The sequence below is a fragment of the Streptococcus suis genome (assembly GCA_022354845.1).
Classification (GTDB): Bacteria; Bacillota; Bacilli; order Lactobacillales; family Streptococcaceae; genus Streptococcus; species Streptococcus suis_AA.
Window position 1 is genome coordinate 880260 of sequence record CP031970.1, and the last position, 23294, is coordinate 903553.

20 protein-coding genes and 1 pseudogene are annotated in these 23294 nt (G+C 41.4%); 20 read left to right on the top strand and 1 reads right to left on the bottom strand.

Features of this window, described 5'->3' with window-relative positions; all coding sequences use genetic code 11:
- On the bottom strand, positions 1 to 171 hold the full coding sequence (locus tag D2A30_04670) for a DUF3042 family protein (protein ID ULL20933.1): 171 nt from the start codon (positions 169 to 171) through the stop codon (positions 1 to 3).
- A 68-nt stretch (positions 172 to 239) separates the two neighbouring features.
- Between D2A30_04670 and miaA the strand changes: the two genes are divergently transcribed.
- From miaA to D2A30_04770, 20 genes and pseudogenes are all read left to right on the top strand, one after another.
- A complete protein-coding gene (gene miaA, locus D2A30_04675; protein ID ULL20934.1) occupies positions 240 to 1124 on the top strand; it encodes a tRNA (adenosine(37)-N6)-dimethylallyltransferase MiaA in 885 nt (294 codons plus the stop codon).
- Positions 1117 to 2367, top strand: coding sequence for a GTPase HflX (gene hflX, locus D2A30_04680; protein ID ULL20935.1), 1251 nt, complete (start codon positions 1117 to 1119; stop codon positions 2365 to 2367). Before miaA ends, hflX begins: the two co-directional genes overlap by 8 nt.
- Entirely contained in the window at positions 2351 to 2986 is a 636-nt protein-coding gene (locus D2A30_04685; protein ID ULL20936.1) for a cystathionine beta-lyase, read from the top strand. Before hflX ends, D2A30_04685 begins: the two co-directional genes overlap by 17 nt.
- Positions 2986 to 3915 (top strand): ribonuclease Z, encoded by a 930-nt coding sequence (locus tag D2A30_04690; GenBank protein ULL20937.1) that lies wholly within the window; start codon positions 2986 to 2988, stop codon positions 3913 to 3915. The genes D2A30_04685 and D2A30_04690 overlap by 1 nt, the downstream gene beginning before the upstream one ends.
- Positions 3912 to 4667, top strand: coding sequence for an SDR family oxidoreductase (locus tag D2A30_04695; protein ID ULL20938.1), 756 nt, complete (start codon positions 3912 to 3914; stop codon positions 4665 to 4667). The genes D2A30_04690 and D2A30_04695 overlap by 4 nt, the downstream gene beginning before the upstream one ends.
- A 279-nt stretch (positions 4668 to 4946) precedes the next feature.
- Positions 4947 to 6494 carry a cardiolipin synthase gene (gene cls, locus D2A30_04700; protein ID ULL20939.1) on the top strand — a complete coding sequence of 516 codons (1548 nt, stop codon included), beginning with the start codon at positions 4947 to 4949 and terminating at the stop codon, positions 6492 to 6494.
- A gap of 349 nt (positions 6495 to 6843) precedes the next feature.
- On the top strand, positions 6844 to 9057 hold the full coding sequence (recJ, locus tag D2A30_04705) for a single-stranded-DNA-specific exonuclease RecJ (GenBank protein ID ULL20940.1): 2214 nt from the start codon (positions 6844 to 6846) through the stop codon (positions 9055 to 9057).
- On the top strand, positions 9036 to 10163 hold the full coding sequence (locus D2A30_04710) for a DUF3114 domain-containing protein (GenBank protein ULL20941.1): 1128 nt from the start codon (positions 9036 to 9038) through the stop codon (positions 10161 to 10163). Before recJ ends, D2A30_04710 begins: the two co-directional genes overlap by 22 nt.
- A gap of 184 nt (positions 10164 to 10347) precedes the next feature.
- Positions 10348 to 10860 carry an adenine phosphoribosyltransferase gene (locus tag D2A30_04715; protein ID ULL20942.1) on the top strand — a complete coding sequence of 171 codons (513 nt, stop codon included), beginning with the start codon at positions 10348 to 10350 and terminating at the stop codon, positions 10858 to 10860.
- A 134-nt stretch (positions 10861 to 10994) separates the two neighbouring features.
- The gene (locus D2A30_04720; GenBank protein ULL20943.1) at positions 10995 to 11936 is read left to right on the top strand and encodes a homoserine O-succinyltransferase; all 942 of its coding nucleotides are present in this window, start codon (positions 10995 to 10997) and stop codon (positions 11934 to 11936) included.
- A gap of 9 nt (positions 11937 to 11945) precedes the next feature.
- Entirely contained in the window at positions 11946 to 12620 is a 675-nt protein-coding gene (locus D2A30_04725) for a DnaD domain protein (GenBank protein ULL20944.1), read from the top strand.
- Between the two features lies 1 nt (position 12621).
- A complete protein-coding gene (locus D2A30_04730) occupies positions 12622 to 13317 on the top strand; it encodes a tRNA (adenine-N(1))-methyltransferase (protein ID ULL20945.1) in 696 nt (231 codons plus the stop codon).
- Positions 13295 to 14089 (top strand): Nif3-like dinuclear metal center hexameric protein, encoded by a 795-nt coding sequence (locus tag D2A30_04735; GenBank protein ULL20946.1) that lies wholly within the window; start codon positions 13295 to 13297, stop codon positions 14087 to 14089. The genes D2A30_04730 and D2A30_04735 overlap by 23 nt, the downstream gene beginning before the upstream one ends.
- Before the next feature lie 148 nt (positions 14090 to 14237).
- On the top strand, positions 14238 to 15062 hold the full coding sequence (locus tag D2A30_04740; GenBank protein ULL20947.1) for a ZIP family metal transporter: 825 nt from the start codon (positions 14238 to 14240) through the stop codon (positions 15060 to 15062).
- A gap of 108 nt (positions 15063 to 15170) precedes the next feature.
- Positions 15171 to 16040: a glucose-1-phosphate thymidylyltransferase gene (rfbA, locus tag D2A30_04745; GenBank protein ULL20948.1), complete on the top strand. Its 870-nt coding sequence runs from the start codon at positions 15171 to 15173 to the stop codon at positions 16038 to 16040.
- A complete protein-coding gene (locus D2A30_04750; GenBank protein ULL20949.1) occupies positions 16040 to 16633 on the top strand; it encodes a dTDP-4-dehydrorhamnose 3,5-epimerase in 594 nt (197 codons plus the stop codon). The genes rfbA and D2A30_04750 overlap by 1 nt, the downstream gene beginning before the upstream one ends.
- Positions 16633 to 17118 (top strand): phosphoribosylanthranilate isomerase, encoded by a 486-nt coding sequence (locus D2A30_04755; protein ULL20950.1) that lies wholly within the window; start codon positions 16633 to 16635, stop codon positions 17116 to 17118. The genes D2A30_04750 and D2A30_04755 overlap by 1 nt, the downstream gene beginning before the upstream one ends.
- 200 nt (positions 17119 to 17318) lie before the next feature.
- Entirely contained in the window at positions 17319 to 18365 is a 1047-nt protein-coding gene (rfbB, locus tag D2A30_04760; GenBank protein ID ULL20951.1) for a dTDP-glucose 4,6-dehydratase, read from the top strand.
- A gap of 52 nt (positions 18366 to 18417) precedes the next feature.
- Entirely contained in the window at positions 18418 to 19269 is an 852-nt protein-coding gene (gene rfbD, locus D2A30_04765; protein ID ULL20952.1) for a dTDP-4-dehydrorhamnose reductase, read from the top strand.
- A gap of 551 nt (positions 19270 to 19820) precedes the next feature.
- Positions 19821 to 22895: pseudogene (locus D2A30_04770) on the top strand (N-acetylmuramoyl-L-alanine amidase).
- Positions 22896 to 23294: the final 399 nt, after the last annotated feature.

Genomic DNA, 23294 nt, shown 5'->3' on the forward strand with positions numbered 1-23294 from the left:
TTAGTGTGCTACACGTTTACGTGCAGCTTTTTTACGATTTTCCTCAATGAAAGTTTCTTTCTTTTCTTCTGGTTCAATGATTGTTTTATGAACGGTGAAGACTGCGCCTGCTGCAAGAGCGACTGTAGAAAGAATACCTGTCAAGAAACCTTTGCCAAAACCTTTAGCCATAGTGAATTCTCCTTTACTTATGTTATAATAGATTTTAGCGAAAAAACAAAATATTTTCAAGGAAAAAGATGAAAACTAAAGTTATTGTGGTCATTGGACCGACAGCGGTAGGAAAAACTGCCCTTGGCATAGACTTGGCCCAGCGCTACAATGGAGAAATTATCAGCGGTGATAGCCAGCAAGTCTATCGTAAACTAGATATCGGCACGGCAAAAGCTAGCCCTGAAGAGCAGGCTGTGGCGGTTCATCACTTGATTGATGTCCGAGATGTGAACGAGGGCTATTCGGCTTATGAATTTGTAGCAGAAGCTAGATTCCTAATTGCAGACATTACTAGTCGTGGCAAGTTGCCTATTATCGTTGGTGGGACAGGTCTTTACATCCAAAGTCTGCTTGAAGGCTACCATCTGGGCGGGCAGGTTGACCAGGAACAAGTTCTTGCTTATCGGGCGGAACTCGACTGCTTGTCTGACGAGGTTTTGGAAACAATGGCAGAGCAGGCAGGTTTGATGTTCGAGGGAAACAGCCGTCGGCGATTGATTCGTGGGTTAGAATTAAAAAAATTTGGCAAAAACTTAGAAAATACAGAGTCAGAATATGAGCCTCTTTACATCTGCCTGACGGATGACAGGCAGGTTCTTTACGACCGCATCAATCAGCGAGTGGATAAGATGATGGTGGCGGGCTTACTAGATGAAGTTAGCTGGCTCTACCAAGAACATCCAGAAGCCCAAGCTGCTATGGGAATTGGCTACAAGGAGTTTTTCCCATACTTAGCAGGTCAAATCAGCCTAGAAGAAGCAGTTGATAAGGTCAAGCAAAATAGTCGCCGCTTTGCCAAACGCCAATTGACCTGGTTCAGAAATCGGATGCAGGTTCCCTTTTATTCAGTAGGCGAACCAGATTACAAGTTGCAGATTTTCACCGCCGTGGAGGAATTTTTAAATGATTGAAACGCAGAAAGAACAAGAACGTGCCCTCCTGGTTGGAGTGGAATTACAGCAGACAGAAAATTTTGACATGTCCATGGAGGAGTTGGCAAGTCTTGCTAAGACGGCTGGTGCTCTGGTCAAGGGAGTCTACACTCAAAAACGTGAAAAATACGACAGCAAGACCTTTGTTGGCTCAGGGAAATTGGATGAAATTGCCCAGATGGTTGAAGCTGACGAGATTGATACCGTCATTGTCAATAACCGGCTGACGCCCCGTCAGAATGTTAATTTGGAAGAGATTTTAGGTGTCAAGGTCATCGACCGGATGCAGTTGATTTTGGATATTTTTGCCATGCGGGCACGGAGTCACGAAGGGAAATTACAGGTCCACCTAGCCCAGCTCAAGTATATGTTGCCACGCTTGGTTGGACAAGGTATCATGCTCAGCCGTCAGGCAGGTGGTATCGGCTCTCGTGGACCAGGTGAAAGCCAGTTGGAGCTTAACCGTCGAAGCATTCGTAACCAGATTCATGACATTGAGCGGCAACTCAAAACGGTGGAGAAAAACCGATCGACTGTCCGCGAACGCCGTCTGCAATCAGGTGTTTTCAAGATTGGCTTGATTGGCTATACCAATGCTGGTAAGTCCACTATCATGAATGCTATGACGGATAAGCGACAGTATGAGGCAGATGAACTTTTTGCCACACTTGATGCCACGACCAAGCAGATTAACTTGGCAGACAAGTTCAACGTGACCTTGACCGATACGGTTGGTTTCATTCAGAACCTGCCGACTGAGTTGATTTCTGCCTTCAAATCAACCTTGGAGGAGTCCATGAACGTGGATCTCTTGCTCCATGTCATCGACGCTTCTGACCCCAATCACAGTGAGCAGGAGCAGGTGGTCTTGGATATTTTGAAAGACCTGGATATGCTGGACATTCCTCGCCTGGCTCTATATAACAAGCTGGACAAGACCGATGACAGCTTTACCCCTAGTCAGTTTCCGCATGTCATGCTGTCCGCTAAGGATGAAAATGCCAAAGGCCATATTCAGATGATGGTCTTGGCTAAGATTAAGACTATGTTTGAACGATTTGAGGTCAGAGTGCCACTTGCTGAATCTTATAAATTGCATGATTTAGCAACTCTTGCCCTGATAGAAAATCGGACCTACGAAGAGGATGTGGAAGTGGTATCAGGCTATATTGCTTCCGCTAATAAATGGAAGTTGGAAGAATTTTATGACGGATTATCTTGATTTGGCAATCAAATACGGTGGCTTTACCAGTCTGGACAAGGTCTATCTGGCGAAGAAATTAGCTGATTTGACTGACCAACAAAAACTAGACTTTATCACACCACCGCCTTCGGTTATCAACGCTTATTTTGCGGAAATCTACCAGAAACAAGGAGCAGAAGAGGCGACGGGCTACTATCTGACACTTTCTCAGCAGCTCTGCCTTGTTCCAAAAGATCCCAGCTTTGAAGAAGACAAGCCCTTTGTCCGCCTGAATTTATCAGGTAAGTCTTTCGGATTTGCCTATGTGTCGGCAGACGGTCTGGCTCAAGTTTTTTCGGAAGGAGAAGAGGAGATCACTGAAGATCTGCTCTTTGAGATAGCTCAAGTTTTTCCCCACTATGTCGTTTTTGTAGAAGACGGCAAGATTTTCATGGAGACCAATGCCTTTGATGAACGTCAGTTGAAAGATGAGGAAACAGATTTTCTGCTAACTGAGGTGGCTAGCTCGGCTGACTTTATCAAAATTTCGGGTCTCAATCAGGAGGAAGTAGTAGAAGTAGCGGATGGTTATTCGGGTCAGCGCTATTTTGCCTGGTCGGGTCGCTCAGCTATAATATATCGATTAGAAAGTAAATAATGCAAATTCAATTCTTAGGTACAGGGGCTGGTCAGCCCTCCAAGGCCCGTAATGTGTCCAGTTTGGCCTTAAAACTTTCGGACGAAATCAATCAAATTTGGCTTTTTGATTGTGGCGAAGGAACTCAAAATCAGATTTTGGAAACTACTATTCGTCCTCGAAAAGTTGCTAAAATTTTCATAACACATTTACATGGTGATCACATTTTTGGTTTGCCAGGTTTTTTATCCAGCCGTTCGTTTCAATCGAGTGAGGAACAAACAGATATTGATATTTACGGTCCTATGGGTATTCGATCTTTTGTTTTGGCTAGTCTGAAAGCATCTGGTTCACACTTACCTTATCGCATTCATTTTCATGAGTTTGATGTTGATACAGTCGGTCAGGTTCTAGAAACAGACAAATTCTCGGTATTCGCCGAAAAGCTGGACCATACCATTCCTTGCGTCGGCTACCGTGTCATCCAAAAGGATTTGGAAGGGACCTTGGATGCGGATGCTCTGAGCGCGGCGGGTGTTCCATTTGGCCCCCTCTTTGGAAAAATAAAAAATGGTCAGAATGTGACACTTGAAGATGGAACTGAAATTATCGCTAGTGACTATATTTCCCCTCCAAGGCCTGGTAAGGTAGTGACGATTTTAGGGGATACGCGTAAGTGTCATGCCAGTGTGCGTCTAGCTATAAATGCTGATGTGCTGGTGCATGAGTCAACCTATGGTAAGGGTGATGAGCAGATTGCTCGTAAGCATGGGCATTCAACCAATATGGAAGCGGCTCAAGTAGCTAAGGATGCTGGTGTCAAGCGACTCTTACTCAATCATATCAGTCCGCGCTTTTTGTCCAAGGATATCAGCCAATTGCGCAATGATGCGAGAACTATATTCGGACAGGTCCATATCGTTAAAGATTTAGAGGAAATAGAACTATGAGAACCATTTTAATAACTGGGGCATCTGGTGGTCTAGTACAGGAAATGATTCCTTTGCTGAAAGATGACTTCTTGATTTTGTTGGGGCGGGATGTAGAGAAGATAGAGAAGCTCTATGCCTATCATGAAAAAAAGGCAGTTTTTAATGTGGATATTCGAGACGAAGCCGCATTAATTGCATTTTTTGAAGGATTAGATAGCCAGTTTGGTCAAATCGATATTTTAGTCAATAATGCAGGCTATGCAATTTATGATGACTTTGAAAATTTTTCAAGTCAGCAGGTTCAAGCTATGTTTGACATCAATACTTTTGCTCTGATGACCATGTGCCGTTTAGTGGGTAAACGGATGAAGGCTAGACGGAGCGGGCAAATCATTAATATTGTTTCGATGTCAGGTCTAATCGCTTCAAGCAAGTCTTCAGTTTATTCTGCAACTAAGTTTGCGGCTATGGGTTTTTCAAATACCATTCGCTTGGAGTTGGCCCAGTATGGTGTGACAGTAACAACTGTTAACCCAGGACCTATTGCGACTGGCTTTTTCGACCAAGCAGATCCTGATGGAAGCTATCAAGAAAGTGTCAAAGCCTTTCTCTTGCATCCCGACTATGTAGCTAAGAGAATTGTGGCTGCCATGGGGACGAAGAAGCGTGATATCAATTTACCGTGGTCACTAGCTGCAGCTCATAAACTCTATACCCTTTTCCCAAGAATATCAGATTACTTGGCCAGTACAGTATTTAATTTAAAATAAACATAGAAAAAACGCTGAATTCTTGTTCGGCGTTTTAACCATATCTCAAATAGTGAAGTCATATTCTTTACATATTATACCTGGTAATGAGCACAAGATGAAAAGATTTCTTCGTTATGAGCAAAATCTATATAAAGTATCTGTTTTTTATTATCAAAACCTAGATACAATAGGTAGATGTAAATGAAGAAACATAGATTGTGTAGGAAAAAATCATTATTTTAGTGGGACATTTAACTAAAATTTGATATAATAGTTGAAATTTGCAAGGGGGATGACATGGAAAAGATTTGGAAGATTATTTATAGTCGAACATTTATTGTTCTTAGTTTGATTGCCTTAACAATTTTTGTTATTTTGTGGACAGTTAGTTCAGCGGCAACTTATTTCCCAGCGTTTTTGACGGTTATGCAACTTTTTTCTCTAGTTGTAGCAGTTTCGATTATTAATCGGCGGATGAATGCTAGTTTTAAGTTAACCTGGATTGTATTTGTAGTTGGAATCCCAGTATTTGGAGCTCTGTTTTACTTTATTTTACAGTCAAACATTGAAACCAGACGGTTTCGCAGGACTTTTCAGCGTCAAGCTGAAATATTGAGATTGTATGGGAAGACTTCTGAAAAAGTAATGAGAGGTTTGGCTAAGGAAGACCGTGAGCAACTTAAGTTAGCTCATTATATGAGTGAATATGTGGGCTATCCTTTACACACCAACACAGACGCAGTCTATTTTCCATCTGGAGAAGCGAAATTTGAGGCGTTATTAGAAGAATTAAAAAAAGCTGAGAAATATATTTTTATGGAATACTTCATTGTCGATTTTGGCTATATGTGGGATTCTATTTTAGATATCTTAAAAGAAAAAGCTGCTCAGGGTGTAGAGGTTCGGTTTATGTATGATGGAATGAACTCGCTAAGCACTCTACCTTATAATTATTATAAAACCCTACGGCAGTTTGGTATCCAGACAAAGGTCTTCTGTCAAATAATCCCTGCTCTGTCAACTATTCATAATAATCGTGATCACAGAAAGATTGCAGTAATCGATGGAAAAGTTGCTTTTACAGGTGGTGTCAATATTGCTGATGAATATATCAATAAAAAGGAACGACTTGGCTACTGGAAAGATGCAGCGATTATGATACGAGGTGAGGCCGTATCAAACTTTACCTTGATGTTTTTGCAAATGTGGAATCATGATGAGAAAAAGTCAAATGATGATTTGAAATACTTGAAGGAAGCGCATGATGCTGAGACAGAGACTACAGATACAGAAGGCTATTTCTTAGCTTACGGTGAAAGTCCATTTGATGGAGATGAGGTTGCGAAACGGGTTTACTTGGATATGATCCAGTCAGCAACTGACTACATCTATATTATGACTCCCTATTTGGTTCTGGATGATGAAATGATCGATAATATCACTTATGCAGCGAAACGTGGGGTCACAGTTCGTATCCTTCTTCCTCATATTTACGATAAGCAGACGGCTTATCTGGCAGCACGAACAGATTTTAGAACCTATTTACAATCCGGTATTGAAATCTATGAATTTACTCCTGGGTTTGTTCATTCGAAAGTGGTTTTAGTCGACGATAAAAAGGCAACAGTTGGCACAGTAAACATGGATTTTCGATCTTTTTATCTCAATTTTGAATGTGGGCTTTATGTATATAACCATCGCCAAGTTTTAGAAGATATTCACAAAGATTTCATGCATTCTTTTGAACAATCTGAACGGATTACTTTACTTGGTTTTGAAAATAATTACCCGTGGTATAAGCGTTTGGCAGGAGCGTTGTTAAATATCTTGTCACCTTTACTATAATAATTGTTTCAAAGAAAGAAGCAGGGCGACTCAAATCAATCGTTGAATTCCTCTGCTCCTTTTTTTCTTGGGAAATGGTATAATAGTAAGATAGTTTATACTCGAAAAAATCAATGTTATCAGTGTGGACATTGTTGCAATTATTTGATATTCTTCGAAAATCAAAATTGTCCCTTGTCAAGAGCTTTTTAGCCTGTTACCTTGAAATGTGAATGTGACAGAGTTCTATCTTCGGCTTTATGACGCGAACTCAGTTTTTTATTTTTCTAGTTTTCAACTTTCGCCAAGATTGTTAAAGCTAGGTTACTTTTGGTTTTCATTGAGTATGAGTATTAAAGGAGTTAATAACGTGATCAAACCCAATTATGACTGGCAATTATTGACCGGTTTTTCTGATGAACACTTTATCAAATTAGCTAAAAAAGAAGGGCTGGATCCAGTAGCGGCCAAATTGTTGTATGAGCGGGGCATTCATTCGCAAGAAGAACTGCATTCCTTTATCCAACCAAGTTTAGAAGATCTCCACGACCCATACCTGCTTCACGATATGGACAAGGCGGTAGAGCGGATTCGCCGAGCAATCGAAGACTACGAACAGATTTTGATTTATGGAGATTATGATGCTGATGGCATGACCTCGGCATCGATTCTGAAAGAAACTCTGGAGGAAATGGGGGCAGAAGTCCAAGTTTATCTTCCCAATCGTTTCACAGATGGCTATGGGCCGAATCAGTCAGTTTACAAGTATTTTATCGAGCAGCATGGGATTTCTCTTATTGTGACGGTGGACAATGGCGTAGCGGGTCATGAAGCGATTGCCTATGCCCAGGAGATGGGTGTCGATGTTGTTGTGACAGACCACCATTCCATGCAGGAAACCCTTCCCAATGCCTATGCGATTGTACATCCAGAGCATCCAGAGGGAAATTATCCTTTCAAACATTTGGCGGGCTGCGGTGTAGCCTTCAAATTGGCCTGCGCTCTTCTTGAAACTGTTGATGCAGACTTGCTAGATTTGGTCGCAATTGGTACCATCGCTGATATGGTTAGCATGACCGATGAGAATCGTGTCATGGTCAAATATGGTCTCTCGCTTCTCAAACAGACCGAACGTGCAGGTCTTCAAGAATTGATGAAAACAGCTGGCATTGATATGGATAGCCTTGATGAAGAAACAGTTGGTTTCCAACTTGCTCCGAGGTTGAATGCCCTTGGTCGACTCGATGATCCAAATCCAGCCATCGAATTACTGACTGGTTTTGATGACGAAGAGGCCCATCAAATTGCTCTCATGATTGACAGTAAAAATGTAGAACGCAAAGAAGTCGTCCAAGCAATTTATGATGAAGCAAAAACCATGTTGCGAAGAGATAGACCTCTTCAAGTTCTGGCTAAAGAAGGTTGGAATCCAGGTGTTTTAGGGATTGTGGCAGGACGCCTACTAGAAGAATTGCACCAGCCTGTCGTCGTTTTGTCGATTGAAGATGGTAAGGCAAAAGGTTCGGCTCGTTCGGTTGAAGCGGTTGATATTTTCAAGGCCCTTAAAGATCATCAGGATCTTTTTATCGCCTTTGGTGGTCATGCTGGTGCAGCAGGTATGACCTTGGCAGTTGACAAACTTGAAGAGCTTGCTCGAACCTTGGCTGACTACATTATCGAAAATAAATTGGATGTATCTAGCAAGTCTTCGCTGGTTTTGGATGAAGAATTGGATTTAGAGGAATTAACCTTAGATACTCTAAAATCCTTTGAAAAACTGGCACCCTATGGTATGGACAATAAAAAGCCTGTCTTCTATCTCAAGAATTTTCAGGTGGAATCAGTAAGAACTATGGGACAAAACAATGCTCACCTGAAAGTACGGATTACAAAAGGGGCTGCTGGATTTGATGTGGTTGCGTTTGGTAAGGGCAATTTAGCCTTGGAATTCTCACAGGCCAAGGGGTTAGAATTAGCTGTTACCTTGTCTGTCAATCAATGGAATGGCAATACTAGTCTTCAGCTCATGTTGGTTGATGCTCGAGTCAATGGTGTTCAACTTTATAATATTCGTGGAAAGCAACATCCTATTCCTGCAGATGTTCCTATTTTGGACATTAATCATCCTGTGACTAGTGAATCTGCTATTGTCCTTGCGACTTTGCCAGAAGATATCAGCAGTCTGCGCAGCTATTTCCAAGAAAAAGAATTTGAGGCCATTTATTTTAAAAACGAAATTGCGAAACCATACTATTTAGAGGGGTATGGTAGTCGAGACCAATTCGCTAAATTGTACAAGACCATTTACCAATTCGATGAGTTTGATGTCCGCTACAAACTGAAAGATTTGGCTGGTTACTTAAAAATTAAGGACAGTCTCTTGGTCAAAATGATTCAGATTTTCCAAGAATTAGAATTTGTTACCATTACGGATGGAGTCATGCGGGTCAACAAAGAGGCGCAGAAACGGGAAATTTCAGAAAGTCAGATTTATCAAGAATTGAAACAAACTGTAATGCAACAAGAGTTGATGGCGCTTGGTACCGTTCAGGAAATTTATGAGTGGCTATGTGGACAGAATTAATCACTATTTGGATACTGTTGATCTTCAGTCTGATAGGGATACTGACTTTTGTTGCATGGAATAATAGGCGAAATCGCTTGTTACATCATATAAAGCAATCGGAGCAAGTCCACGCTGGCTTGATGGAATTGAGCGGTAGAGGGTGGTCGGAAAAGGCTTTGGCAACTGTCTTTTTAAAGCCCATCCTTCAGTTACCCCAAGCAGAAATTCCTGAATATGTTCAACAGTTCGTAACAGAATCGGCTCTCTTTGCTTCCAAAAGCTACTATAGATTGCTGAGGGCTGAAAGTCACTCGTTGGATCGAGAGAGGGCAGTAAAGATTATAGCCCAAAGTGTGAGGGTGGTAGACTTTCCTGAGGAATTACACCAGAGCCATTTGTCATATTTGGTGGAAAAGATGGATTGTGATTGTCCTCCCCACCATCCCTTTTGGCAATACTTTGCTAGACTGGTAGACCGAGCTTTTCCAGGTCAACAGCTTTCGCGCACTGATTTATTAAACAAGCAAGTTCATCAATTGCGCTATCTAATTTCCTATCAGCAGGCTAGTTGGGTTCGAAAGCATTTTGGACAGGGAAATACAGATTGGCAGGCTATGGTGGCTTATTTGAATCATTTACCTCGCTGGTCGTATCGTCTCAATGAGTCTGCTCGTTTGCATAATAAACGGGGCTTTGGCAACCATAAGGTGGAACCATTACCAGTCAATATAAAGGTACTCATTGGTTTTCACAGTGAGTTTATCCTCAGTCAGCAGGGGCATTTCGCCTTGATTTCGGATAAGACTCCTCATCGAAATGGCGTAGTAAATGGGGCTTCATTTAACTATGCCAGTGCTAATAATAAGCGTCATACTCAGCTCGATATTGCACCAGTTGGTCCTCACGATCCACAGTTTCGGAAGAAAGTCCTGCGCGCAAAGACAGCCAGCTATTTATCTCCCACCCGTATTCGACATTATCAGCGAGGAAAGATACCTGTCGGCTGGGAAACATCTTATTTTAATCCAGATGGCGATTTTTCATTTGCTGGAAATAGCAGAGCGAGATTGGTGTCTCAGTTGAGTAGACAACTAAGGGCAGATATTCATAAGTTGGATTCCTAGTCTGCACTTTTAACTGATTAAAAGCCACTGACTCTGAATACAGTTTCTTAGAAAAAATAAGTCTAGCTCAAAGAAAGATTCGCAATGAGTAAAGCAAGGGTCTTTGTCAGGGCTGAAAATATACCAAATGACAATTTCATGGTATAATGAAGAGTAAAAATTATTTTTTTAAAGAGAGAAAGAAATGAACTTAAAAGATTACATCGCAACCATTCCTGATTATCCAAAAGAGGGGATTGAATTTCGTGATATTAGCCCATTGATGGCGGATGGAAATGCTTACAGCTATGCTGTACGTGAAATCGTTCAATACGCAACGGATAAACAAATTGATATGATAGTTGGTCCAGAGGCGCGTGGCTTTATCGTTGGTTGTCCAGTTGCCTTTGAATTGGGAATTGGTTTTGCACCGGTTCGTAAACCAGGTAAGTTACCACGCGAAGTTATCTCAGCTGATTATGAAAAAGAGTATGGTGTAGATACATTGACCATGCATGCTGACGCCATCAAACCAGGTCAACGCGTGTTGATCGTAGATGATTTGTTGGCCACTGGTGGTACTGTTAAAGCAACGATTGAAATGATTGAAAGACTTGGTGGGATTGTTGCTGGTTGTGCCTTCTTGATTGAACTTGATGATCTTAAAGGTCGTGAAGCCATCGGAAATTACGACTACAAGGTCTTGATGCACTACTAAGTCATTAACATAGTTTGATTGAATATTTTTAAGACCTTATAGTTAAAACTTATAACTAAGCCTAGTTTTATTCTAATTGAAATGCTGTTCTTCCTGTTCTATAATAGAGATAAGATCGTTCAGGAGGTTAGAGTATGCCAATTAAAATTGAAAAATCATTACCGGCAGTAGATATTTTAAAGAAAGAGAATATTTTTGTAATGGATAGCGATCGTGCTAGCCATCAGGATATCCGTCCCATAAAGATATTGATTCTAAATCTCATGCCTCAGAAAATTGTGACGGAGACTCAGTTGCTCCGTCTTTTGGCTAATACGCCATTGCAATTGGAAGTGGAATTCCTCTACATGGCGAGTCATGAGTCAAAAAATACACATTCAGACCATTTAGAACAATTTTACAAAACGTTTGAGCAGGTCAAGGATTCCTATTTTGATGGCTTGATTGTAACTGGAGCACCAGTAGAAAATCTGCCATTCGAAGCAGTTGATTATTGGTCTGAACTTGTATCTGTATTAGAATGGTCGAATAATCATGTTTTTTCAACCTTGCATATCTGTTGGGGAGCGCAGGCTGGACTCTATGCTCGATACGGAGTACAAAAACATAATATGAATCGCAAGCTTTCAGGTATTTATAGACAGGATGTTGTCAAAAATACAAATCCATTGATGCGTGGATTTGACGATGATTTTCAATCGCCGCATTCGCGATACACAGAGGTGAAAGCTGCTGATATTTCTCATTTGAATGACCTTGAAATTCTTTCATGTGGTGAGGAAGTCGGCTTATCGATTTTGGCAAGTAAGAACTTGCGTGAAGTCTATAGTTTTGGTCATCTGGAATACGATCGCGATACCCTTGCAAAAGAATACCAGCGAGACTGTTTAGCTGGAAAAAATCCACATATCCCTGAGAATTATTTCAGAAATGATGACCCATCAACCAGACCTGCTCTTTCATGGAATTTGCCTGCTGCTCAATTTTTTACTAATTGGATAAACTACGCGGTCTATCAAGAAACACCGTATGACTGGAAACTATTTGAAGATTCTGCCCTTTCAGCGAGTCTATAAAGAGGATATATGAATTATTCACAGCAATTTCGACAAGGGAATGTAGTCATTCCTGCAGCTCTTTTGTTTCACTACAAAGAATTATTTTCATCAGCAGATGATTTTCTCATCTGGCAGTTTTTCTTTTATCAAAATACCTCACATTTGGAATCTTTAGCCCCTAGTGAAGTTGCTCAGGCCACAGGAAAAACAGTGGCACAAGTCAATCAAGCAATTGAAAACCTGCAAGAATCTGGGCTATTAGAATTTAAAACGATCAGTATCGCAGGAGAAATCGAAATGATTTTTGATGCACTACCTGCACTTGAGAAATTAGATGTACTATTAGAACCAAAACAACCTGTTGAAATGGTTCGGACTGAAAATGATTTGAAAACTTTGGTTGGAGATTTTGAAAGGGAGTTGGGTCGTTTCCTATCCCCATTTGAAATTGAAGATTTACAAAAAACGGTTGAAGATGATAAAACTTCTGTTGACTTGGTTCGAGCTGCTTTGAAAGAAGCTGTTTTTAACAACAAAACCAATTGGAAATATATCCAGGCTATTTTGCGAAACTGGCGACGTGAAGGAATAACAACAGTGGCACAGGTAGAAGCTAAAAATATAGAAAGAGACATCCAGAATCCTAAGAATGTAACTGTCTCCAGTGATTTTCTTGATGCAATGAACCTCTGGAAAGAGTAATATGGAAACAAAATTATCAAAAAGACTAGAAACAGTCGCAGATTTTGTGCCACAAGGGGCACGATTAGTTGATGTAGGGAGTGACCATGCTTATCTCCCTCTTTTTTTGGTAGAGCAGAAGCGCATTGATTTTGCCATTGCTGGTGAGGTCGTCCAAGGTCCCTACCAGTCAGCACTCCAGAATGTTGAGTTGGCAGGTCGGTCTGATATGATTCAGGTTCGACTGGCCAATGGGCTTGCTGCCGTAGAAGAACAAGATCAGATTTCAGCGGTGACAATAGCTGGTATGGGAGGGCGTTTAATTGCCGATATTTTAGAAGCTGGAAAAGAAAAGTTGGGTTCGGTTGAGCGGCTCATTTTACAACCGAACAATCGAGAAGATGATGTTCGGAATTGGTTGGTTCAGAATCAATTTAAGCTCATTGCTGAGGAGATTGTAGAAGAGAACGATAAGATTTATGAGATTCTGGTAGCACAAAAAGGTTCAATGGACTTGACAGCTACTCAATTGCGCTTTGGTCCTTTCTTATCAATTAAACATTCCCCTGTTTTTCAGAAAAAGTGGCTTAAGGAGTTGGATAAGCTGAGTATGGCTTTGGAACAAGTACCTCATGAACGCCAGGGTGATCGCTCCGCTATTTCCCAAAAAATGGATCAAATAAAGGAGGTTCTTCATGTTAGCAAAGAACGTCATTGAGCGTTACCAATCCTTTTGTCCGCCATTTTTTGCCATGGAGGGTGACGTAACTGGTTTGCAGATTGGAACATTGAACAAGGAAATCCAGCGAGTAATGGTCACCTTGGATATCCGTGAGACGACTGTGGCAGAGGCTATTGATAAACAGATAGACCTGATTATCGTCAAGCATGCTCCAATTTTTCGTCCAATAAAGGATTTAGTGGCTGACAATCCACAGACGAAGATGTATCTGGACTTGATTAAACATGATATTGCGGTCTATGTTAGCCACACTGATATTGATGTAGTGAATGGTGGGCTTAACGATTGGTTTTGCGAGTTGTTAGGTATCCATGATACAACTTATTTACTGGAGACATCAGTGGGTCAAGGACTTGGTCGTGTTGGAACTATAGTAGAGCAGACACTAGAAGAATTGGCCTTGAAAGTTAAATCTGTCTTTGGTCTTGATGCTGTACGTCTAGTGACTTATGGCCATCAGGCACAACAATATGTCAGTCGAGTTGCAATCTGTGGTGGGAGCGGAGGCTCTTATTATCAGACAGCTCTTGATAAGGGTGCTGAGGTCTATATCACCGGTGATATCTATTACCACACAGGTCAAGACATGTTAACAAAAGGGTTGCTGGCTATTGATCCAGGGCATCATATCGAAGCATTATTTATCAAGCGAGTTGCTGATTTATTGGAAACTTGGAAAAAGGAAGAAGGTTGGGAAGTGGAGATTTTTGCATCGACAGTTTCGACCAATCCATTCAGACATTTATAATCAGTGTCTTGACTTTAGCTTACATCAAAAATAAACAGTCAAGCTACGTTTTTGCGTGGCTTTTTTTGAAAAAAAGCTTGTTTTTTTTTGATAATTAGGGTATCCTAATTATTGTAATATGTTAGGTTAATTTAGAATGGAAGTCGTTATGAATTGGTTTACACACCAGCCTGTGGTTTTACAGGCTCTCTTGGCAGGTCTATTTACTTGGTTTTGCACGATTGTCGGTTCTGCAGTTGTCTTTTTCTTTAGAACGGTCAGTCGGCGTTTGTTGGATATCATGCTAGGCTTTGCAGCAGGTGTTATGATTGCTGCGTCATTTTGGTCTTTGCTTGCTCCCTCAATTAGTTATGCAGAGCAGTCTTATGGCAATCTTGCATGGATTCCTGCGGCAGTTGGATTTGCAGCAGGTGGAATCTTTTTACGTTTGGTTGACGCAGGTGTTCCACATTTGCATTTAGGTAATGACAAAGAGGAAGCTGAGGGTGGAGATGAGCGTGAGCGAAAAAAATTATCAAAGACTGCCCTCTTATTTTTGGCCATTACCATTCATAATATCCCAGAAGGCTTAGCTGTTGGTGTCACCTTTGGTGCCCTTGCTACTAATAATAGCTCAGCAGCATTAATTGGAGCTTTGGGATTGGCTCTTGGTATTGGTATACAAAATATTCCGGAGGGAGCAGCTTTGGCTATTCCGATTCGTACAGACGGTGCATCGCGTTGGAAGGCCTTTTATTGGGGTTCAATGTCTGCTATTGTTGAACCAATCGCAGCTATACTTGGCGCCTTTGCAGTTACCTTTATGACCCCTATTTTACCTTACGCCCTTTCCTTTGCAGCTGGTGCAATGATCTTCGTTGTCGTAGAGGAGCTTATTCCAGAATCACAGACAAATGGCAATACGGATATTGCAACATTGGGACTCATGGCTGGTTTTATTATCATGATGATTCTAGATGTTGCTTTGGGGTAAAATACAACAAATGATGAATGAGTCTGCTTGCCAGACTTTTTTCTTATGACATCATAGTGAAAAATATGGTATAATGAACTGATATTAATTGATGGAAGGTACTCTTATATGAAAGGTATTATTCTGGCAGGTGGGTCTGGGACTCGTCTCTACCCATTGACACGCGCAGCTTCTAAGCAGCTGATGCCAATTTATGACAAACCAATGATTTATTACCCACTGTCAACACTCATGTTGGCTGGGATTAAAGAAATCTTAATTATTTCTACTCCTCAGGATCTACCTCGATTTAAGGATATGTTGGGTGATGGTTCTGAATTTGGAATTTCTCTTTCTTATGCAGAGCAACCAAGCCCAGATGGATTGGCCCAAGCCTTCATTATCGGTGAAGAATTCATCGGTGATGACCATGTAGCTCTTATCTTGGGGGATAACATTTACCATGGAAATGGATTGACCAAGATGTTGCAACGTGCAGCAAGCAAAGATAAAGGAGCAACTGTCTTCGGTTACCAAGTAAAAGACCCAGAACGCTTTGGTGTTGTTGAGTTTGACGCAGATATGAATGCGATCTCTATCGAAGAAAAACCAGAGAATCCAAAATCAAATTTTGCTGTTACAGGTTTGTATTTCTATGACAATGATGTCGTTGAGATTGCGAAAAATATTAAACCATCTCCTCGAGGTGAGTTGGAAATCACTGATGTTAATAAGGCTTACCTAGATCGTGGTGATTTGTCAGTAGAGCTCATGGGACGTGGATTTGCATGGCTGGACACTGGTACACATGAAAGTCTCTTAGAAGCTGCACAGTACATCGAAACAGTTCAACGTTTGCAAAACGTTCAAGTGGCAAACTTGGAAGAAATTGCCTACCGCATGGGCTACATCACAAAAGAACAAGTGTACGAATTGGCACAGCCACTCAAGAAAAATGAATACGGACAATACTTGCTCCGTTTGATTGGAGAAGCTTAATGACAGAAAACTTTTTCGGAAAAACACTCGCAGCCCGTCCAGTTGAAGGCATTCCAGGGATGTTAGAATTTGACATTCCAGTTCATGGCGACAACCGTGGCTGGTTCAAGGAGAACTTCCAAAAGGAAAAAATGTTGCCACTCGGCTTCCCAGAAAGCTTTTTTGCAGAAGGAAAATTACAAAATAACGTTTCCTTCTCTCGCAAAAACGTTCTTCGTGGTCTTCACGCAGAGCCTTGGGATAAATACATCTCTGTGGCGGACGGTGGTAAGGTCTTGGGAACATGGGTCGATCTTCGAGAGGGTGAGACTTTTGGGAATGCCTATCAAACTATTATAGACGCTTCTAAAGGGATCTTTGTTCCACGTGGCGTAGCCAATGGTTTCCAAGTCTTATCAGACTTTGTATCATACAGTTACTTAGTTAATGACTATTGGGCTTTGGAACTTAAGCCTAAATATGCCTTTGTCAACTACGCTGACCCTAGTCTCGACATTAAATGGGAAAACCTAGAAGAAGCAGAAGTCTCAGAAGCAGATAAAAACCACCCACTCCTCAAGGACGTTAAGCCTTTGAGAAAAGAGGACCTCTAATGTTTCAAACCTTTTTGGAAATAGCAGAGCAGTTAAACAAGCTAGGAATTACCCCCTTGTTAATGGGCTCAGTTGGTTTGGAAAGGCGCACAGGGAAGGACTGGCAGGCAGGAGATTTAGATATTCATGTTCCAAGTGATCCACGTGGCTGGGAAGCCACAGATGACGAACGGATCTATCGTGCTGATGAGCTGATTGTTATGATGAACCAAGTAGGTTATGTCCTAGTTGACCGTCACGAACATGAATTTCATAAAGATGGCTTATCTGTTGAGTTCGGAGGCCTACATTCACTGCCTGAATTTGCTGGTGTAGAGCTAGAAGATTTGGAAGAGATAGAAACAGCAGGTGTTCGCTATTACCTACCGACACTTGAACAATACCTGAAAATCTACCAAGCCTCTTCAAAAGATTCCTACCGAGCAGAAAATAACAATCAAAAAGACTTTGCCAAGATTGCTTACTTGGAAGAAGTATTGAAGTAGTCTGGTAATGCAAGAGGGCGAGCAAAGCGAGTCGCTCCGTGTGTCATCGCCGTAGTGAGAAGCTCCTTTGCTTTGCTAAGGAGCGGGGGAAACCATGAGACCTTAGGCTCATGGTTTAGTAATGAAACACCTTGGTGGTTGCTTACGACCCCACTACATAAGATGACACACAAAAAAGAAAAAACTTTTCGGAGAAAAAAATGTCTCAATTTAAAAATATTATCGTAACTGGTGGAGCTGGTTTTATCGGTTCCAACTTCGTACACTATGTTTACAACAACCATCCAGAAGTCCATGTGACTGTGTTGGATAAATTAACTTATGCAGGAAACAGGGCTAATATTGAAGCTATCCTTGGTGACCGAGTTGAGCTTGTTGTTGGTGATATTGCTGATGCTGAGTTGGTTGACAAATTGGCTGCTAAGGCAGATGCCATTGTTCACTATGCGGCAGAAAGCCACAACGACAACTCTCTCAACGATCCAAGCCCATTCATCCATACCAACTTTATCGGTACCTATACTCTTCTTGAAGCGGCTCGTAAATACGACATCCGTTTCCACCATGTATCAACAGATGAGGTTTATGGTGATCTCCCATTGCGTGAAGACTTACCAGGTCATGGGGAAGGTCCAGGAGAGAAATTCACATCAGAAACAAAATACAACCCATCATCTCCTTATTCATCAACCAAGGCTGCATCAGACTTGATTGTCAAAGCATGGGTGCGTTCATTTGGTGTCAAAGCAACGATTTCCAACTGTTCAAACAACTACGGTCCATACCAGCACATCGAGAAATTTATCCCACGCCAAATCACCAACATCTTGGCAGGCATCAAGCCAAAGCTTTACGGTGAAGGTAAAAACGTCCGTGACTGGATTCATACCAACGATCACTCGACTGGTGTTTGGGCTATCTTGACGAAAGGCCGTATGGGTGAAACTTACCTGATCGGTGCTGACGGTGAGAAGAACAACAAAGAAGTGCTTGAATTGATTCTTGAAAAAATGGGTCAACCAAAAGATGCTTACGACCACGTGACTGACCGTGCAGGACACGATTTGCGCTATGCTATTGACGCAAGCAAACTTCGTGACGAGCTTGGTTGGACACCACAATTTACAGACTTCTCTGAAGGATTGGAAGAAACGATCCAGTGGTATACTAACAACCAAGACTGGTGGAAGGCTGAAAAAGAAGCTGTTGAAGCTAACTACGCGAAGACACAAGAAGTGCTTAAATAAGAAATGGAAGGCTGGGCTTTTGTCCAAGCCTTTCTTAAAATAAGGAGTAGACATGATATTAATTACAGGTGCGAATGGTCAGTTGGGTACAGAATTGCGTTACTTATTAGATGAACGTGGTGTTGAGTATGTGGCTGCCGACGTAGCAGAAATGGACATCACGGATGCGGAAAAGGTTGATGCATTTTTTGCGGAAGTAAAGCCAAGTGTTGTTTACCACTGTGCAGCCTACACAGCTGTTGATATGGCTGAAGATGAAGGCAAGGAGCTTAACTACAAAATTAATGTAACAGGCTCTGAAAATGTTGCCAAGGCAGCAGCTAAATACGGTGCAACCCTTGTCTATATCTCAACAGACTATGTCTTCAACGGTGAGTTGCCAGTCGGTCAAGAATGGCAAGTAGATGACCAACCAGATCCGCAATCTGAATACGGTCGTACCAAGCGTTTGGGTGAGGAAGCGGTTGAGAAATTTGCAGACAAGTTCTACACAGTGCGTACGGCTTGGGTCTTTGGTAACTATGGCAAAAACTTTGTCTTTACCATGCAAAATCTTGCTCAAACTCGAGACACATTAACAGTAGTCAATGACCAACATGGCCGTCCAACCTGGACACGTACTCTTGCCGAATTTATGGTTTATTTGGTGGATACAAAGCAAGCATTTGGCTACTACCATTTGTCAAACGATGCGACTGATGACACAACTTGGTTTGACTTTGCAACAGAGATCCTCAAGGATACCAACACCAAGGTATTGCCAGTGGACTCTAGCCAGTTCCCAGCCAAGGCTAAGCGTCCTTTCAACTCAACCATGAGCTTGGATAAGGCAAAGGCAACAGGATTTGTCATCCCGACATGGCAAGAAGCCTTGGAAGAGTTTTATAAGCAAGGGAAGAAATAGGATAGAGGCTGGGCATAAAGCCCAGGGTCGCTTCTCAGAGTTCGTGTCAACATCTCAGCGCAGTGGTTGATTGGCTTTAACAGTCCAGTGGACTGTTAAAGGTTGGAGATAGGATTTGTGAAACAAATCTCTGAGGTTCGTGTTTTACACTCCAAATCTAACCACTACGGCTGATGGGAACGAGTTCGCTTCATTTCTAACCTCCAACAGTCACTACTCTGACTGTTGGAGCTGTGCGGGGGTGGGAGTTTAAAAGGTCTGGGAGACCTTTTAAAGTGGGAGATATAAGCTGACGGCAGTCAGCTCACATAAATTGAAGTCTGGGGATAGACTGTTTCAGCTCAACAACTCGAAACGAAAAATTGTTGACGAACTCTTTTTATTTTAGTCGAGTTCTTTCCCACTCCCAACGAGACGATTTTTCAAAAAGTCGTCTTCTTTTTTATAGTTGGGATAAATTGTCACAAAAATGAAAAATTGCAATATTGTTTAAATGCTCCAGATTGTGCTATAATTTATTTTACAGATTTAGTATTTTTATGGTTTTCCTAATGATCCAGTTATCGTTTGGTTGTGTTTTGAATATAGATTTGAATATGAGATTTGAGGAGGAGAAAGTGAAAAAAAGGACATTATTTTTCTTATCCGTATGCGCTGTCGCTTTAAAGGGATATGTTGTTCATGCAGATGCTGAAAATGTAACGCCTCAGAATGCTATTGTGGGAGTTGTAGCCAATACTAGCGGACAGCTATCGGTCGAGCAAGAAAATAGTTACTCGACTACTTTGGAGAATGTAACAGAGGAAACCGAATCAGGTTCAGAACAGCTTAACTCGACTAGCTCTACAGTAGTAAGTTCGTCATCTTCCATTGATTTACAGGTGGAGGAAGAGGTAAGGAGTAATTCAGAGGAAGCTGATAGTTCTAATCATGCTAGCACATTCAATCTTTCTGACCTATCCGACGGCACTGGGACATCCGGTGTTTCTGAACTATCCACTGACACTAGCACGTCCAGTTTTACGGCGTCTTCTACTAAAGCTAGTATTCCAAATCCGTCCACTAGAGCAAGTACTAAATCTGTAATTTCCAGTGTAACTGAAACAAGTTCATCAACTTCATCGACACAGGTTGGAACCAGTTTACGTTCGATGCCAAGGACAACTAGTCTTTCAGGTAATGTTTCGGTTTCGAATGTCAATGCCCAATCAGGTAGCTTTGATGTCCATGTTACTAATGTATCAGCTCCTCGAGGTTTAAGCAAAGTCTTGGTTCCTACTTGGACGGAAAGCAATGGACAAGATGACATCATTTACCATACTGCAGATCGTCAATCAGATGGAAGTTACAAAGTAACGGTTCCTAATAGCAAGCATAAGTATGGCACAGGTAAGTACAATATTCACTTGTATTATCGTGGCACCGATGGCAGTATGACCTATGTTGCTCAAACGACCACTACCTTACCAGAATTAAAGACAAGTGGTAATGTTTCGGTTTCGAATGTCAATGCCCAATCAGGTAGCTTTGATGTCCATGTTACTAATGTATCAGCTCCTCGAGGTTTGAGCAAAGTCTTGGTTCCTACTTGGACGGAAAGCGATGGACAAGATGACATCATTTACCATACTGCAGATCGTCAATCAGATGGAAGTTACAAAGTAACGGTTCCTAATAGCAAGCATAAGTATGGCACAGGTAAGTACAATATTCACTTGTATTATCGTGGCACCGATGGCAGTATGACCTATGTTGCTCAAACGACCACTACCTTACCAGAATCAAAGACAAGTGGTAATGTTTCGGTTTCGAATGTCAATGCCCAATCAGGTAGCTTTGATGTCCATGTTACTAATGTATCAGCTCCTCGAGGTTTGAGCAAAGTCTTGGTTCCTACTTGGACGGAAAGCGATGGACAAGATGACATCATTTACCATACTGCAGATCGTCAATCAGATGGAAGTTACAAAGTAACGGTTCCTAATAGCAAGCATAAGTATGGCACAGGTAAGTACAATATTCACTTGTATTATCGTGGCACCGATGGCAGTATGACCTATGTTGCTCAAACGACCACTACCTTACCAGAATTAAAGACAAGTGGTAATGTTTCGGTTTCGAATGTCAATGCCCAATCAGGTAGCTTTGATGTCCATGTTACTAATGTATCAGCTCCTCGAGGTTTGAGCAAAGTCTTGGTTCCTACTTGGACGGAAAGCGATGGACAAGATGACATCATTTACCATACTGCAGATCGTCAATCAGATGGAAGTTACAAAGTAACGGTTCCTAATAGCAAGCATAAGTATGGCACAGGTAAGTACAATATTCACTTGTATTATCGTGGCACTGATGGCAGTATGACCTATGTTGCTCAAACGACCACTACCTTACCAGAATTAAAGACAAGTGGTAATGTTTCGGTTTCGAATGTCAATGCCCAATCAGGTAGCTTTGATGTCCATGTTACTAATGTATCAGCTCCTCGAGGTTTGAGCAAAGTCTTGATTCCTACTTGGACGGAAAGCGATGGACAAGATGACATCATTTACCATACTGCAGATCGTCAATCAGATGGAAGTTACAAAGTAACGGTTCCTAATAGCAAGCATAAGTATGGCACAGGTAAGTACAATATTCACTTGTATTATCGTGGCACCGATGGCAGTATGACCTATGTTGCTCAAACGACCACTAATCTACCACAATCATCAGCTAAGGGGACAATTTCAGCTGAATTAGTTGATGCAACAAAGGGAACATTTTCTGTATCTGTTTCTAATATTGTTGGTGCGGAGCCTATCAAAGATGTAGAGGTAGCAGTTTGGTCAGAAAAGAATAATCAAGATGATTTGAAATCTTATAGCGCAAATCGTAAAAGTGATGGAACATACCATGTAGAGGTAGCCAAAGGACTACATAGAAACGATACAGGTACGTACCACATAGAAGTGTATTATCGATATGCAAATACTAGAGATTTAATCGGCTCTACGACAGTAGATGTTCCATCAACACGTTCCTATACAGTTTATATTGACCCAGGTCATGGGGGGGTAGATTCCGGAGCCTCTTATGGTGGAGTTTATGAAAAGAATTTGGCCTTATCTGTTGCAAATAAATTGAAAGCAAATTTAATTCAGTTGGGATATCAGGTTCTAATGACCAGAACAGCTGATTATAATGTTGATTTCAAAACAGAGCGCTCAAAAATGGCCAACCAAAGTAATGCAGACTTATTTATCAGTATTCACTTTAATGCGACAGGTTTAGCTTCTTCGAATGCCACTGGTATTGAAACTTATTGGTATCAATATGATCCAGAATATCAACCCAAAATTAATGCCGCGATGCATAACGATCCAACTAGATTAGCTGAAAGTGAAATCTTAGCTAATCAAGTTCAAACAAGTCTCATAAGCGGAACTGGTGCAGTCAATAGAGGTGTACGACGTGATACTTTTGCTGTATTGCGCGAAACTGCAATTCCAGCTATTCTTGTCGAACTTGGATTTATGGACAATCCATCTGATTTGCAGAAGATAAATCAGGATTCTTATCAAACGAAATTGGCTAAAGCTCTAGCACAGGGTATTGATAACTGGTATGGTGCTGTTGGAAGTAAACCCACATCAGGAACTTCTACACAGAAAAAGTCTACTGAACAAAGTCAGTTGACAACTAGTGAACAATCATTTTTCAAGAATATATTGCCTGCAATTCAGCAAGTTTCTCAAAAAAAAGGTATAGTAACGAGTGTAATGTTAGCCCAATCCATTCTAGAAAGCGGTTGGGGTACCTCTCAGCTGGCAAAAAATGCTTATAATATATTCGGCATCAAGGCAGATTCTAGTTGGAAGGGGAATACATATACTGTTCAAACAAAAGAAGTCGTGAATGGAAAAACAATAACTGTTGAAAAACAATTCCGAGCTTACAAGTCTCTTTTAGAAAGTATTTCTGATTATGGTAGTTTCTTTACTTCAACGGCTTGGAGAATAAAGAACTACGCAAGTTTCTTGCAA

What these genes read in the sequence shown, in the direction of transcription:
- D2A30_04750 (ULL20949.1), top strand. Translation starts at nt 16,040, where the DNA reads ATGACAGAAAACTTTTTCGGAAAAACACTCGCAGCCCGTCCAGTTGAA.
- D2A30_04740 (ULL20947.1), top strand. Translation starts at nt 14,238, where the DNA reads ATGAATTGGTTTACACACCAGCCTGTGGTTTTACAGGCTCTCTTGGCA.
- D2A30_04670 (ULL20933.1), bottom strand. Translation starts at nt 171, where the DNA reads ATGGCTAAAGGTTTTGGCAAAGGTTTCTTGACAGGTATTCTTTCTACA.
- miaA (ULL20934.1), top strand. Translation starts at nt 240, where the DNA reads ATGAAAACTAAAGTTATTGTGGTCATTGGACCGACAGCGGTAGGAAAA.
- D2A30_04715 (ULL20942.1), top strand. Translation starts at nt 10,348, where the DNA reads ATGAACTTAAAAGATTACATCGCAACCATTCCTGATTATCCAAAAGAG.
- hflX (ULL20935.1), top strand. Translation starts at nt 1,117, where the DNA reads ATGATTGAAACGCAGAAAGAACAAGAACGTGCCCTCCTGGTTGGAGTG.
- rfbA (ULL20948.1), top strand. Translation starts at nt 15,171, where the DNA reads ATGAAAGGTATTATTCTGGCAGGTGGGTCTGGGACTCGTCTCTACCCA.
- D2A30_04755 (ULL20950.1), top strand. Translation starts at nt 16,633, where the DNA reads ATGTTTCAAACCTTTTTGGAAATAGCAGAGCAGTTAAACAAGCTAGGA.
- D2A30_04695 (ULL20938.1), top strand. Translation starts at nt 3,912, where the DNA reads ATGAGAACCATTTTAATAACTGGGGCATCTGGTGGTCTAGTACAGGAA.
- D2A30_04685 (ULL20936.1), top strand. Translation starts at nt 2,351, where the DNA reads ATGACGGATTATCTTGATTTGGCAATCAAATACGGTGGCTTTACCAGT.
- D2A30_04735 (ULL20946.1), top strand. Translation starts at nt 13,295, where the DNA reads ATGTTAGCAAAGAACGTCATTGAGCGTTACCAATCCTTTTGTCCGCCA.
- rfbD (ULL20952.1), top strand. Translation starts at nt 18,418, where the DNA reads ATGATATTAATTACAGGTGCGAATGGTCAGTTGGGTACAGAATTGCGT.
- cls (ULL20939.1), top strand. Translation starts at nt 4,947, where the DNA reads ATGGAAAAGATTTGGAAGATTATTTATAGTCGAACATTTATTGTTCTT.
- D2A30_04725 (ULL20944.1), top strand. Translation starts at nt 11,946, where the DNA reads ATGAATTATTCACAGCAATTTCGACAAGGGAATGTAGTCATTCCTGCA.
- rfbB (ULL20951.1), top strand. Translation starts at nt 17,319, where the DNA reads ATGTCTCAATTTAAAAATATTATCGTAACTGGTGGAGCTGGTTTTATC.
- D2A30_04720 (ULL20943.1), top strand. Translation starts at nt 10,995, where the DNA reads ATGCCAATTAAAATTGAAAAATCATTACCGGCAGTAGATATTTTAAAG.
- D2A30_04730 (ULL20945.1), top strand. Translation starts at nt 12,622, where the DNA reads ATGGAAACAAAATTATCAAAAAGACTAGAAACAGTCGCAGATTTTGTG.
- D2A30_04690 (ULL20937.1), top strand. Translation starts at nt 2,986, where the DNA reads ATGCAAATTCAATTCTTAGGTACAGGGGCTGGTCAGCCCTCCAAGGCC.